Origin of the sequence: Streptomyces sp. NPDC046805, assembly GCF_040645355.1 — a bacterium.
In the GTDB taxonomy this organism is placed as follows: domain Bacteria; phylum Actinomycetota; class Actinomycetes; order Streptomycetales; family Streptomycetaceae; genus Streptomyces.
Map to the genome: position 1 here is coordinate 61,652 of NZ_JBEYYC010000002.1, position 13,415 is coordinate 75,066.

Below are 13,415 nucleotides of genomic sequence, written 5' to 3' on the forward strand. Positions count from 1 at the left end.
GGGGCTTCCGCGCCGAGCGGTGCCCCTTATGTCCCCATACTTCCAGGAGCGACACATGCGCACCCAGAGCCGACGGAGGCCGCGAGCCACGCTCGCCCTGGCCGCCGTAGGGACGCTGCTCGCCCCGCTGCTCTCCGGCTGCTGGGTCGGAGCGGGCGGGTCCGGTTCCGGCGGTGACTCCATCAACGTGCTGATGGTCAACAACCCCCAGATGACCGAGCTGCAGAAGCTGACCGCCAGCCACTTCACCAAAGAGACCGGCATCAAGGTCAACTTCACCGTGCTGCCCGAGAACGACGTCCGGGACAAGATCAGCCAGGACTTCGCCAACCAGGCCGGCCAGTACGACGTGGCGACCCTGAGCAACTACGAGATCCCGATGTACGCCCGCAACGGCTGGCTGCACGACATGGACGGTTATGTCGCCAAGAACCCGGCGTACGACGAGCAGGACATCCTCAAGCCCATGCGCCAGTCCCTGACCGGCGACGACGGCAAGCTCTACGGCCAGCCCTTCTACGGCGAGTCGTCCTTCCTGATGTACCGCAAGGACGTGTTCGCGAAGAAGGGCCTCACGATGCCCGCGCACCCGACCTGGACCCAGGTGGCCGACCTCGCCGCCAAGGCGGACGGCGCCGAGCCGGGCATGAAGGGCATCTGCCTGCGCGGCCTGCCCGGCTGGGGCGAGATGATGGCGCCGCTCACCACCGTGGCGAACACCTTCGGCGGCACCTGGTTCGACAAGGACTGGAAGGCGCGCCTCGACTCCCCCGAGTTCGAGAAGGCGACGAAGTTCTATGTCGGCCTCGTCCGCAGGCACGGCGAGTCGGGAGCGGCCCAGTCCGGCTTCGCCGAGTGCCTGAACGACATGACCCAGGGCAAGGTGGCCATGTGGTACGACGCCACGAGCGCCGCCGGCCTCCTGGAGGCGGCCAAGTCCCCGGTCAAGGGCAAGCTCGGCTACGCCCCCGCCCCCGTCGAGAAGACCGCCTCGTCCGGCTGGCTCTACACCTGGGCCTGGGGCATCCAGCACTCCTCCCGCAACCCCGACAAGGCCTGGAAGTTCGTCTCCTGGGCCTCCAGCAAGGGCTACGAGCAGCTCGTCGGCGACACCAGCGGCTGGTCGAACGTCCCCGCGGGCAAGCGCGCCTCGACGTACACCGACGCCGCCTACCGCAAGGAGGCCGCCGCCTTCCAGGAGATGACCAGGAAGGCCATCGAGGGCGCCCGGCCGAACGACCCCGGCGTGCAGCCGCGCCCCGCGCCCGGCATCCAGTTCGTCGGCATCCCCGAGTTCACCGACCTCGGCACCAAGGTCTCCCAGCAGATCAGCGCGGCCATCGCCGGACGCCAGTCGGTCGACTCGGCCCTGAGGAAGTCCCAGCAGCTCGCCGAGCAGATCTCCAAGGAGTACCAGGGACGATGACCGCCACGACAGCACCGATAGCCGCGACCCGCGTGGGAAGCGTGAAGCGCCCCTCCGCCCGGCTGCGCGCCTGGGCCACGCGGGCGCCGCTGCTCCCCGCCCTCGTCTTCATGATCGCCGTGACCCAGCTCCCGTTCGTGGCCACGCTGGTGATCTCCTTCTTCGACTGGAACGCCCTCTACCCCAAGGCCCGCCACTTCACCGGCATCGACAACTACCGCCAGGTGCTGACCGACGCGGACCTGCGCCACTCGGTGTGGACGACCGTGGTGCTGACCGTGGCCGTGGTGCTGGCCAGCCTGGTCCTGGGCCTGGTGCTCGCCCTGCTGCTGGACCGGAGGTTCCGCGGCCGGGGTGTCGTCCGCACCCTCCTCATCGCCCCGTTCCTGGTCGTGCCCGTGGCCGCGGCCCTGCTCTGGAAGCATGTGCTCTACAACCCTGAATACGGGCTGTTCAACGGGCTGTTGCACGCTGTGGGCGGCCCACAGCCCGACTGGGTCTCGGGCACCCCGCTGCTCGCGGTGGAGGCCTCCCTGGTCTGGCAGTGGACCCCGTTCATGATGCTGATCCTGCTCGCCGGGCTGCAGAGCCGCGACCAGCAGCAGATCGAGGCCGCGCGTGTGGACGGCGCGAGCGACTGGCAGATCTTCCGCCATCTGACACTCCCGCACCTGCGCCGCTACCTCGAACTCGGCGCCCTGCTTGGTTCGATCTACATCGTCCAGAACTTCGACGCGGTCTTCACGATCACGTCCGGCGGTCTGGGCACCGCCAACCTGCCCTACACCGTCTACCAGAGCTTCTACCAGGCCCACGAGAACGGCCTCGCCTCGGCCGCGGGCGTCCTGGTGGTCATCGGCTCGATCGTCATCGCGACCTTCGCCCTGCGCGTGGTGTCGTCGCTGTTCCGCGAGGAGGTGTCGCGCGCATGAGCGCCACGGCCGTACGAGTACGCCGCCGCAAGACAGCCGGCCTCGGCCTGGTGGCCTGGCTGGCCGGAATCCTGTTCTTCCTGCCCGTCGCCTGGATGGCGCTGACGTCCTTCCACTCGGAACAGGACGCGGCGACCAGTCCGCCGTCCTTCGCCGCCGCCCTGACCCTGGACGGCTACCGCGAGTTCTTCGGCACAGGCGGCGGGGCGAGCCCGTGGCCCGCGCTCGTCAACTCGACCGTGGCGTCGGTGGTGTCGACGCTGTGTGTCCTTCTGCTGGCCCTCCCGGCGGCGTACGCCCTGTCGATCCGCCCGGTGAGGAAGTGGACGGACGTCCTGTTCTTCTTCCTGTCGACGAAGATGCTGCCGGCGGTGGCGGGCCTGCTGCCGGTCTACCTGTTCGCGAAGAACGCCGGGCTGCTGGACAACGTCTGGCTGCTCGTCATCCTCTACACCTCCATGAACCTGCCGATCGCGGTGTGGATGATGCAGTCCTTCCTGGCCGAGGTCCCGGTCGCCGTGATCGAGGCGGCCCGGATGGACGGAGCCCGCCTGCCGACGATCCTGGCCCGCGTCGTCGCCCCCATCGCGTTGCCGGGCATCGCCGCGACGGGGCTGATCTGCTTCATCTTCAGCTGGAACGAGCTGCTGTTCGCCCGGGTGCTCACGGGTGTGGTCGCCGAGACCGCCCCCGTCTTCCTGACCGGCTTCATCACCAGCCAGGGCCTGTTCCTGGCCAAGGTGTGCGCCGCGTCGCTCGTCATCTCCCTGCCGGTGCTCGCCGCGGGGTTCGCCGCCCAGGACAAGCTGGTCCAGGGCCTGTCGCTTGGAGCCGTGAAATGAAGGCCGCCGTCATCGAGTCCGTGGGCCGCGCCGTCGTCACCGAGGTCCCCGACCCGACCCCCGGCCCGCGCGAGGTCGTCGTCGAGGTCGCCGCCTGCGGTCTGTGCGGCACGGATCTGCACATCCTCCAGGGCGAGTTCGCGCCCAAGCTGCCGATCGTGCCGGGGCACGAGTTCGCGGGCGAGGTGGTCGGGGTGGGCACCGGGGTCACCGAGGTCGCGGTCGGCGACCGGGTGGCGGTGGACCCCTCGCTGTACTGCTACGAGTGCCGCTACTGCCGTACGGGCCACAACAACCTCTGCGAGCGGTGGGCCGCGATCGGCGTGACCACGGCGGGGGGCGCGGCGCAGTACGCGCTGGCGCCGGTGGCGAACTGCGTGAAGCTGCCCGAGCACGTGCGCACTCAGGACGCGGCCCTGGTGGAGCCCCTGTCCTGCGCGGTCCGCGGTTACGACGTCCTCAACTCCCGCCTCGGCGCCCATGTGTTGATCTACGGCTCCGGGACGATGGGCCTGATGATGCTGGAGCTCGCCAAGCGCACGGGCGCGGCCAGCGTGGACATGGTGGACGTGAACCCGGCCCGCCTGGAGACCGCCCGCCTGCTCGGCGTCTCGGCCTCGGCCACGCACCCGGACGAGCTGGACCGCCCGCAGGGCTGGGACGTGGTGGTGGACGCCACGGGCAACGCGGCGGCGATCCAGGACGGCCTCGACCGGGTGGCGAAGGCGGGTACGTTCCTGCAGTTCGGGGTGGCCGACTACGCGACCCGGGTGACGATCGACCCGTACCGCATCTACAACCAGGAGATCACCATCACCGGCTCCATGGCGGTGCTGCACAGCTTCGAGCGGGCGGCGGAGCTGTTCGCGAACGGGGTCCTCGACCCCGAGGTGTTCATCAGCGACCGGATTCCGCTGGAGCGGTACCCGGCGGCGCTGGAGCAGTTCGCGGCGGGCATGGGGCGCAAGATCGTGGTGGTGCCTTCGTAGGCACCTGCGTAGGTAAGGGAACGGTAAAGCGCCCTCGCTCGTTACACCCCACATGACAGCTATGACCCCCGGCTCGAACATCCCGTTGTCCGCCGGCCGCGTGACGGTGGACGTGGCCGCCCCCGTGCGGCTGGACGTATCGGGCCTGCTGCTCGCCGCCGACGGCAAGGTGCGCTCCGACGACGACTTCATCTTCTACAACCAGCCGACCGGCCCGGGTGTGGCGTATCGGTCGGGCGGGGGTACGGCGCCGGATTCGATCACCGTCGACACCGGCGCCGTCCCCTCGGACATCGAGAAGATCGTCGTCACCGCGAGCCCGGACGCCGCGGGCCAGACCTTCCAGGGCATCGAGCCGACGGCGACGATCCGCGACGCCGCCGACGGCAGCGCCCTGGCCACGTTCACGCCGCCGCAGCTCGGCACCGAGACGGCCCTGGTGGTCGTCGAGATCTACCGCCGCGGCGGCACCTGGAAGGCCCGCGCGGTCGGCCAGGGCTACGCGAACGGACTCGCGGGCATCGCGACGGACTTCGGCGTGACGGTGGAGGAACCGGCACCGACACCGGCGACCACCCCGCCCCCCGCCGCGCAGCCGACGGCTCCGCCCCCGCCCTCGGCACCGCCCGCCGCCGCCCCCTCCCCCGCCCCCGGCGCCGGAAAGATCAACCTGGACAAGGGCCGGGTCAGCCTGCAGAAGAACCAGACCGTGTCCCTCGTCAAGGGCGGCCGCCCGCTGCTCTCCCAGGTGCGGATGGGCCTCGGCTGGGAGCCGGCGTTCCGCGGCAAGGACATCGACCTGGACGCCTCGGTCATCGCGTACGGCCCGCAGCGCAATCCGATCGACAGCTGCTACTTCGGCAAGCTGGCCATCCTGAACGGCGCGATCCAGCACTCCGGCGACAACCTCACCGGCGAGGGCGGAGGCGACGACGAGGTGATCACGGTCGACCTCGGCCGTCTGCCCCAGGAGGTCACCGGCCTGGTCTTCACCGTCAACTCCTTCTCGGGACAGAAGTTCACCGAGGTCGCCAAGGCCTACTGCCGCCTCCTGGACGCCGCGTCCGGCGAGGAACTGGTCCGCTTCGACCTGACCAACGCCGAACCCCAGACGGGCGTGATGATGGCCAAGCTGATCCGCCAGTTCTCCGGCGAGTGGGAGATGACGGCGCTGGGCGACTTCGTGAAGGCCCGCACGGTACGCAACATGGTGAAGCCGGCGGCAGAGGCGCTGTAGACACAGCCGTACGACGCCTACGGGCGCCCCCGGTTGCGGGGGCGCCCGGCCTTCAGCCCGCCGCGCCGGGCCGCAGCCCCTCCACCAGCAGCGCCAGGTACCGGCGCAGCTGCCTGCCCTGATCGTCCGCCAGTTCCGACGCCGTCACCACGCCGTGCGTCAGGCGCAGGACGTCGACCGGCTCGACGTCGGCCCGCAGGGTGCCGTCCGTCTGGGCCGCCTCCACCAGCCGGGCCGCCGCGCTCTTCATCAATGCGCCGCAGGCGGTGAGCGTGGCCGAGCTGCCGTCCGTGACGGCCGAGCCCAACAGGGACTTCAGCCCCCGCACCTCGATCCCGCCGAGCCCCACCTCGTGCAGCCACTCCACCAGCGCCTCGCCCGGCGGCAGTTCCGCCGCCAGCTCGTCGGCGCGCGCCGCCAGCGCCTCGATCCGGTCGGCGTACGCCGCCTCCAGCAGCGCCTGACGGGTCGGGAAATGCCGGTAGAGCGTGCCGGATCCGACGCCGGCCTGCTTGGCGATGTCGTCCAGCGACGCGTTCTCGCCGTGTTCGGCGAAGGCCTCGGCCGCCGCCGAGAGCAGCCGCTCGTAGTTGCGTCTGGCGTCGGCGCGCATGGGCCTGACCTGCGTCATCCAGCTACTCCTTGCAAACCGGGGACCCTCCCCGTATTTTATCGGGCACTAAGCGGAGACAGTCCCCGCTTAGTGCCGTGCGCTTCACGGGCAGTGCGTGCTGCCCGCTCGCGCCCCGGCCGGGGACGCCACCACGGGAGAACTCCATGTCCACCTCGCCCTTACCGCCCACGACCCGCGACGCGCGGCCCGGACCACCCCGTCCGGCCAGGCTCGGCACCGTCCTCCTCGTCATCGTCACCGCGTACCTGATGGTCGGCGTCGACTCCACCGTCGTCAACGTCGCACTCCCGGACATCCAACAGGACCTGGGCTTCAGCCGCACCACACTGTCCTGGGTCCTCAACGCCTACACCCTCGCCTTCGGCGGCCTGCTGCTGCTCGGCGGGCGCATGGGCGACATCGCCGGGCGCCGCCGCGCCCTCACCGCCGGGGCTCTGCTCTTCGCCCTCTCCTCCCTGCTCGGCGGGCTCGCCGGGGAGGCCGACCGGCTCATCGCGGCCCGCGCGCTGCAGGGCGTCGGTGCCGCCCTCATCGCCCCCAGCACCCTCGCCCTGATCACCACCAACTTCCCGGAGGGCCCCCGCAGGCACCACGCGCTGAGCGTCTACACGTCCATGGCGGGCATCGGCGGCTCCGTCGGGCTGGCGCTCGGCGGCATGCTGACGTCCTGGGCCTCCTGGCGCTGGGCGCTGCTGATCAACGTGCCCATCGGTATCGGCGTCGCCCTGGCCCTCCCCCGTCTCGTCACCGAGACCCCGCGTCACGCGGGCCGGTTCGACCTGTCGGGCGCGCTCACCGGAACGGCCGGAACGACCTCGCTGGTGTACGCGTTCATCCGGGTCTCCGAAAGGGGGTGGAGCGACCCGCAGGCGGTACTCGGCTTCGGCGCGGCAGGTGCGCTGCTCGCCGGTTTCGCCCTGATCGAGGCCCGCGCCGGACAGCCGATCACGCCGCTGCGGCTGCTCGCCGACCGCGACCGGACCGGCGGGTACGCGGCGATCCTGCTGCTGCCCGCGGGCATGTTCGGCGCGTTCTACTTCCTCACGCTCATCTGCCAAGCGGTCCTGGGATTCAGCCCGTTGGAGGCGGGGCTCGCCTTCCTCCCGCTGACGCTGGTGATGTTCACGACCGTGCGTCTCGTGCCCCGGCTCCTGGCCCGGTTCGGCGCCAAGCCGGTGCTGCTCACCGGCATGACGCTGATCGTCGCGGCGAGCGGGTGGCTGTGGCGGCTGAGCCCGGGCGACGGGTACGTGAGCGGACTGCTCGGCCCGCTGCTCCTCATGGGGCTGGGCGTGGGCCTGAGCTTCATGCCGCTGAACGCGACGATCCTCGCGCGCGTCGAGCCGCATGAGGCCGGCGCCGCCTCCGGCCTGCTGCAGACCCTGCAGTGGCTCGGCGGCACCCTCGGACTCGCCGTCCTGGTCACGGTGTTCGGCACGGCGACCCGGCATGCGACCGGAACGCCGTCCGAGATCCTCACCCACGGATCGGCCGAGGCGTTCGGCGCCGGCTCACTGATCGCGCTGGGCGCGCTGCTGGTGACGGCGTTCGTGATCCGCGGCGGGACGTCGCGGGCCGACCGCTGAGATGTGCGTGCATGGGGCGGCGGTCGGTCTCGTCGGTGTGCGGCGAGACCGACCGCCGTACGGCGTTCTAGCGCGGCTGCCGCTTCCAGGGCCCGGTGATCGCGAGCATGATGCCCGGGGTCTGGATGTTGGCGAACAGCGTGCTGCCGTCGGGGGAGAAGGTGACGCCCGTGAACTCGCTGTACTCCGGTGCCTCGGCGGTGCCGATGTTCAGTTCGTTGCGGGCGATCGGGTAGGTGCGGCCGCTGTCGGTGGCGCCGAACAGGTGCTGGACGCCCTCGCCGTCCTCGGCGATGACGAGGCCGCCGTACGGGGAGACGGTGATGTTGTCGGGGCCGTCGAAGGCGCCGTCGGCGGACGGGTCGGGGTTGACGCCGAACCGGACCTTGAGGGTCAGGGTGCGGCGCCTCGGGTCGTAGAACCAGACCTGGCCGTCGTGCTGGACGGGGCTCTCCTCGCGGGCGTACGAGGAGACGACGTAGGCGCCCCCGTCGCCCCACCACATGCCCTCCAGCTTGCGGGCGCGGGTGACCTCGCCGGTGGTGAACTGCTTGCGGACGGAGGTGGTCCGCGCGTCGCGGTCCGTGACGTCCACCCAGTCGACGCCGTACACCGTGCCGGGCTCGGTGGCCCGGGAGAGGTCGTCGACGAACCGGCCGGCGGAGTCGAAGCACTTGAAGGCCTGAAGGGTGCCCGCGTCGTCGGCCAGGGCGCGCAGCTTGCCGCGGCCGTGCTCGAAGCCCGCCGGCGGGGTCCAGCGGTAGAACAGGCCGTTCGGGCCCGCCGCGTCCTCCGTGAGGTACACGTGGCCGCGCCTGGGGTCGACGACGACGGCCTCGTGGGCGTAGCGGCCGAACGCCTTGACGGGCCTCGGGTCGCGGTTGGCGCGGCGGTCCGCGGGGTCGACCTCGAAGACGTAGCCGTGGTCCTTGGTCATGCCGTTCTGGCCGGCCTTGTCCTCGGTCTCCTCGCCGGACAGCCAGGTGCCCCAAGGGGTGTTGCCGCCCGCGCAGTTGGTGGACGTGCCGGCGACGCCGACCCACTCGGCCACCTGGTCGCGGCGGACCTCGACGACCGTGCAGCCACCGGAGGCGGCGGGGTCGTAGACGAGGCCCTCGGTGAGCGGCACGGGGTGCGCCCAGTTGGCGCGGGGGCCCTTCAGCTCGTGGTTGTTGACGAGGAGGGTGGCGCCTCGGGGGCCCGGGAAGGTGGAGGTGCCGTCGTGGTTGGAGGGGGTGAACTCACCCGACTCCAGCCGGGTCTTGCCGCTGTAGGTGATGACGCGGTACTCGAAGCCGGACGGGAGGGCCAGGAGGCCGTCCGGGTCGGAGATCAGCGGTCCGTAGCCGACGCCGTCCTGCGCGGCCGCCGCCTCGTTGCCCGTGCTCTCCGTCTCCGTGGACGCGAGGGCGTTCGGGGCGGTGGCGAGGGCGCCGACGCTGCCCGCCAGCGCGACACCGGCGCCGGTGATCGCGGATTTCCTGGCGAAGTCCCTGCGGGTGAGCGACATGGTTTCTCCTGTGACGGTGGGTGTGCCGTGGAGGGCGGGGGGCCTCGGACGGCGAAACGCTCCCCCCTTCCCATGAACGGGAGTTGAACACCGGGAGGCCGCACCCGGCCCGCTTCCATGAATCCGCATGCGCGCCCCCACGGGCCCCAGGTCGCCAACGACATCGAGCACGTCCGCGCACTGCCGCGCGTCGAGATCGCCGAGGCCCGGCCTGACTCGGCGGCGAAGCTCGAAGTGCACAACGGCCCGGTCACCTTCGCGATGGAGGTGACCTACAACCCCAACGCCTGTCCGTACGTGGTGCTCGGCGGCCAGATCACGGGTGGCATCTGCGGCGCGCCCTGGGACATCACGGGCGGCTTCATCGGTGACACCCTCCGCCTGGACGCCAGGCGCGCGGGGCAGGGCCCCTGCGCCACCACCCTCACGGTCGTCGGCGAGTTCCAAAGCCCGTCGGCGTACCGGGGGACGTACGGCTTAAACGGGCGGCGTCGTCGTTCAAGCACACGACGGTGTACCACTGCTGACGCCCTGTGAACCGGACCGTGACCCGCGTGCGGCGCGGGTCACGGTCCCATGCTCAGAACCTCGCTCAATTCCCTTGCTGGGAACGGGCCTTGAAGGCGGCCTTCCTGGCCTCCTTGGCGACCTTCTTGTCCGGGTGCAGGCGGCCCATCGCCTCCAGGACGTCCGCCGTGGCCGGGTGGTCCACCCGCCAGGCGGTCGCGAAGAAGCCGCTGTGCTGCTGGGCCAGGCCCTCGACCAGGGCGCGCAGTTCGTCCGAGTTCCCCTCGGCCTGAAGCTGCGCGGCCAGCGTGTCGACGGTCAGCCAGAACACCATGTCCTGCGACGGCGCCGGCACGCCGGGGGCGCCCCGCTCGCTCAGCCAGACCCGGGCCAGCCCGCCCAGCTCGGCGTCGTCGAGGACCTCCCGCAGCGCGGGTTCCGCCTCCTCGCCGACGAGCGACAGCGCCTGCTGGCAGCGCAGCCGGCGCAGCGGCGCTCCGGCGTCGCCGCCGCGTGCGGCGGAGAGCAACTCCCGTGCGGCGCCGAGGGGTTCACGGCGCGCCAGCCACTGCTCGGTCTCCGCCTGGGCCGCCGCGGACGGGAAGGCGGACGTCCCGTCGAGCAGGGCGTCGGCGCCCTTGTCCACGAGCTCACCGACCGCGGGCGCCTCGAAGCCGGCCTCCAGCAGCCGTGCCCGCAGCCCGTAGGCGCCGAGCGGGGTGAGCCGGACCATGCCGTAACGGGAGACGTCGGTGTCGTCGACCGGCGCCGGGGTCTCCTCGGCGTCCTCGGCGTCCGCGATCAGCGCCTCGTCGACCGGCTGGTACTCCACGAGCCCGACCGGCTCCAGGATCCGGAACTGGTCGTCCAGACGCATCATCGCGTCGGACACCTGCTCCAGGACGTCGTTGGTGGGCTCCGTCATGTCGCCGGGGACGAGCATCGAGGCGGCCAGCGCGGGCAGCGGCACCGGGGCGTCGCCGGGGCCGTCCTCGCCGACGGTCAGCAGGTAGAGGTTGCCGAGGACGCCGTCGAGGAAGTCCGCCTCGGCCTCCGGGTCCCAGTCGAGCGACGAGAGGTCGATCTCGCCGCCCGCGTCGAGGGCGTCGACCAGGCCGTCCAGCTCGGGCACGCTCGCGTCGGCGACGACGGTCTCCAGGGCGGCGAGCCACACCGCGAGCACGTCGTGCGGCGAGCCGCCGGTGAGCAGCGCCAGCTCCTCCCCCGCCGCCACGGTCCCGGCCTCCTCGTCGACGATCTCGACCAGGCCGGTGTCGACGGCGATCCGCCAGGCCTCGGCGGCGTACGCGTCGGCGTCCTCCCCGCTCAGCCCGAGGGCCTCGGCCGCGGCCGGCAGCTGCTCCTCGACCAGGCTGCCCCCGGCGTCGACGCGGGTGTCGGGCCCGGCCCAGCGGGCGAGCCGGGCGGCCCGGGAGAGCAACGGCGTGGACAGCGCGTCACGCGCCAGCTCCGCTTCGGAGTGCAGCCGCACCGGCGGCAGGGGGGAGCTGTCTGACATCGGCTCGTTCTCCTAGGGGCGCCTTGAAGGCCGTACGGCCTTCTGGACGACGTACGACTCAACCGCTCAGCCTAGACGGATTTCCCCCCATCACGCCCGGTTCATCTCTCACCCGGGCTGCACGCGGGCACAAAACCTTGACAACTCCCGTGAGCAGGCAGGAGATTGACGCGCGTAGAAATCGGGGGACACCCATCGGGGGACACCCATCGGGGGACGCACATCGGGGGGACGGGGGGACCCCTGGGGGACCCTGTTCGTTCCGCTTCGCGTGCATGACACACACGCAGAGCAGCACGCCCTGCACGCTCCGCACCCCACTCCCACCCCCGGTCCCGGCACTCACGTACGTACGTAACCGGAGGGAACCATGCCGAGCAGGTATTCCGCGCGTCTCGCCGCGCTCACCGTCGCCGCCGTCTGCTCCGCGACGGCAGCCGCCCAGATCGTCGCCCTCCCCACGCCCGCGCACGCGGATGCCGTACGCGTCCACGACATCCAGGGCACGACCCGCGTCTCGCCGTACGCCGGCCAGAAGGTGGCCGACGTGCCCGGCATCGTCACGGGCACGCGCACCTACGGGTCCTCCCGGGGCTTCTGGATCCAGGACCCGAACCCGGACGCCGACCCGGCGACCAGCGAGGGCGTGTTCGTCTTCACCGGATCCACCCCGAAGGTCGCCGTCGGCGACTCGGTCACGGTGACGGGTACGGTCTCCGAGTTCGTGCCCGGCGGCACCTCCAGCGGCAACCAGTCGCTGACCGAGCTCACCAAGCCGGTGATCACCGTCCTGTCCGGGGGCAACCCGGTCCCGGCCGCCACGGTGATCGACGCCGGCTCGGTCCCGGCGGCGTACGCCCCGGCGGGCGACGCCGCGGCGGGCGGCTCGGTCAACGGCCTGAGACTGGACCCCTCGGCCTACGCCCTGGACTACTACGAGTCCCTGGAAGGCATGGACGTCCAGGTCTCCGACGCGCGCGTGGTGACCGCGACCGACCCGTTCACCGAGCTGTGGGTCACGGTGAAGCCGCACGAGAACGCTTCCGCCCGCGGTGGGACGCTGTACGGCTCCTACGACTCCCAGAACACCGGCCGCCTGCAGATCCAGTCGCTGGGCGCGGTCGCCGACTTCCCGAAGGCGAACGTCGGCGACACCCTGACCGGCGCGACCGCGGGCCCGCTGGACTACAACCAGTTCGGCGGCTACACCCTGGTCGCGAGCAGGCTCGGCACGCTGGAGAGCGCGGGTCTTGAGCGCGAGACGACCCGCGAGCAGTCCCCCGGCGAGCTGGCGGTGGCGACGTACAACGTCGAGAACCTCGACCCGTCCGACACCAGCTTCGCGGCGCACGCCTCCGCGATCGTGAACAACCTCAGGTCGCCCGACATCGTGTCCCTGGAGGAGATCCAGGACGACAACGGCGCCAGGGACGACGGCACGGTCGACGCGGGCGCGACGGTGACCAAGCTCATCTCCGCGATCGTCGCGGCGGGCGGCCCGCGGTACGACTGGCGGTCGATCGACCCGGTCAACGACCAGGACGGCGGCGAGCCGGGCGGCAACATCCGCCAGGTGTTCCTGTTCAACCCGCAGCGGGTGTCCTTCACCGACCGGCCGGGCGGCGACTCCACCACGGCCGTCGGCGTCACCGAGGAACGCGGCAAGGCGGCCCTGACGGTCTCCCCGGGCCGTATCGACCCGATGTCCGAGGCCTGGAAGTCCAGCCGCAAGCCGCTGGCCGGCGAGTTCGTCTTCCGCGGCCGGACGGTCATCGTGATCGCCAACCACCTCAACTCCAAGGGCGGCGACCAGGCCCTGACCTCCCAGTACCAGCCGCCGACGCGCGGCTCGGAGACCCAGCGGCACGCCCAGGCGACGGAGGTGAACACCTTCGTCAAGGACATCCTCGCGGTCCAGAAGAACGCGGACGTCATCGCGCTCGGCGACATGAACGACTTCGAGTTCTCCGGCACCACGAAGCTCCTCGAGGGCGACGGAGAGCTGTGGTCGGCGATCAAGTCGCTGCCGGCGAACGAGCGTTACACGTACGACTATCAGGGCAACGAGCAGGTCCTGGACCAGATCCTGATCAGCCCGGCGATCCGCCGCGGCTGCGACGTCGACTACGACTCCGTGCACATCAACTCGGAGTTCGGCGACCAGATCAGCGACCACGACCCGCAGGTGCTGCGGTTCCACCCGTAGGACGCCGGTCAACTCCTCAGCGACACT

At 71.3% G+C, this 13,415-nt stretch carries 11 protein-coding genes; 8 read left to right on the plus strand and 3 right to left on the minus strand.

The features are described from left to right. Positions 1–55: 55 nt before the first annotated feature. The 5 genes from ABZ910_RS03050 (at position 56) to ABZ910_RS03070 (ending at position 5,426) form a co-directional block, all read left to right on the plus strand. Positions 56–1,426 carry a sugar ABC transporter substrate-binding protein gene (locus ABZ910_RS03050; protein ID WP_361358267.1) on the plus strand — a complete coding sequence of 457 codons (1,371 nt, stop codon included), beginning with the start codon at positions 56–58 and terminating at the stop codon, positions 1,424–1,426. Next, the gene (locus ABZ910_RS03055) at positions 1,423–2,358 is read left to right on the plus strand and encodes a sugar ABC transporter permease (protein WP_361358270.1); all 936 of its coding nucleotides are present in this window, start codon (positions 1,423–1,425) and stop codon (positions 2,356–2,358) included. Before ABZ910_RS03050 ends, ABZ910_RS03055 begins: the two co-directional genes overlap by 4 nt. Next, positions 2,355–3,200 (plus strand): carbohydrate ABC transporter permease, encoded by an 846-nt coding sequence (locus ABZ910_RS03060; RefSeq protein ID WP_361358273.1) that lies wholly within the window; start codon positions 2,355–2,357, stop codon positions 3,198–3,200. The genes ABZ910_RS03055 and ABZ910_RS03060 overlap by 4 nt, the downstream gene beginning before the upstream one ends. Continuing rightward, on the plus strand, positions 3,197–4,189 hold the full coding sequence (locus tag ABZ910_RS03065; RefSeq protein WP_361358276.1) for a zinc-dependent alcohol dehydrogenase family protein: 993 nt from the start codon (positions 3,197–3,199) through the stop codon (positions 4,187–4,189). The genes ABZ910_RS03060 and ABZ910_RS03065 overlap by 4 nt, the downstream gene beginning before the upstream one ends. A gap of 61 nt (positions 4,190–4,250) precedes the next feature. Beyond that, on the plus strand, positions 4,251–5,426 hold the full coding sequence (locus ABZ910_RS03070) for a TerD family protein (protein WP_361359069.1): 1,176 nt from the start codon (positions 4,251–4,253) through the stop codon (positions 5,424–5,426). A 52-nt stretch (positions 5,427–5,478) separates the two neighbouring features. Here the strand turns inward: ABZ910_RS03070 and ABZ910_RS03075 are convergent, their stop codons facing one another. Beyond that, positions 5,479–6,057, minus strand: a complete 579-nt coding sequence (locus ABZ910_RS03075; protein WP_361358278.1) for a helix-turn-helix domain-containing protein — start codon at positions 6,055–6,057, stop codon at positions 5,479–5,481. 146 nt (positions 6,058–6,203) lie between these two features. Here ABZ910_RS03075 and ABZ910_RS03080 point away from each other — a divergent pair, with 146 nt between their 5' ends. Then, entirely contained in the window at positions 6,204–7,646 is a 1,443-nt protein-coding gene (locus ABZ910_RS03080; RefSeq protein ID WP_361358281.1) for an MFS transporter, read from the plus strand. Between the two features lie 67 nt (positions 7,647–7,713). Here the strand turns inward: ABZ910_RS03080 and ABZ910_RS03085 are convergent, their stop codons facing one another. Then, a complete protein-coding gene (locus ABZ910_RS03085) occupies positions 7,714–9,156 on the minus strand; it encodes an alkaline phosphatase PhoX (RefSeq protein ID WP_361358284.1) in 1,443 nt (480 codons plus the stop codon). Positions 9,157–9,273: 117 nt separating this feature from the next. On the opposite strand from ABZ910_RS03085, the gene ABZ910_RS03090 reads away from it, so the two are divergent. Then, entirely contained in the window at positions 9,274–9,693 is a 420-nt protein-coding gene (locus ABZ910_RS03090; RefSeq protein WP_361358287.1) for a hypothetical protein, read from the plus strand. Between the two features lie 55 nt (positions 9,694–9,748). Here ABZ910_RS03090 and ABZ910_RS03095 read toward each other — a convergent pair whose 3' ends face one another. After that, entirely contained in the window at positions 9,749–11,182 is a 1,434-nt protein-coding gene (locus tag ABZ910_RS03095; RefSeq protein ID WP_361358290.1) for a hypothetical protein, read from the minus strand. A gap of 370 nt (positions 11,183–11,552) precedes the next feature. Between ABZ910_RS03095 and ABZ910_RS03100 the strand changes: the two genes are divergently transcribed. Then, positions 11,553–13,388, plus strand: coding sequence for an endonuclease/exonuclease/phosphatase family protein (locus ABZ910_RS03100; RefSeq protein WP_361358293.1), 1,836 nt, complete (start codon positions 11,553–11,555; stop codon positions 13,386–13,388). Positions 13,389–13,415: the final 27 nt, after the last annotated feature.